General features: G+C 44.7%; 1 pseudogene. It reads left to right on the top strand.

The features are described from left to right. Nucleotides 1–262, top strand: a pseudogene (locus GSO_RS16190) (GcrA family cell cycle regulator); the annotation flags it as partial.

Here is a 262-nt window from a genome sequence, read left to right as displayed (position 1 = left end):
CCTTAATGAGACTCAAGCATGAGCCAAATAAAGACCCACGAACTTTGATGGAGTTGTGTGGATACGATCCTGATAAGTTCGAGATGGTGTTAGGCGACTACAAAGTGTATGAGCAGCATAGTACCGAAGACGGCACAGTTCCGCAGTATAGCATTCATATTCGCGTAAAGCCGAAACAAGGCTTATCGATAAATGAAATGGCTGAAGCGTTCAACGACAAAATCATTCCGGTCAATTACGGCATGAAGAAATCGGGCGATCG

This window comes from Lacticaseibacillus zeae DSM 20178 = KCTC 3804 (assembly GCF_000260435.1).
In the GTDB taxonomy this organism is placed as follows: domain Bacteria; phylum Bacillota; class Bacilli; order Lactobacillales; family Lactobacillaceae; genus Lacticaseibacillus; species Lacticaseibacillus zeae.
The sequence above is the reverse complement of the archived record's forward strand: the minus strand, read 5'-3'. Positions and strand labels throughout refer to the sequence as shown.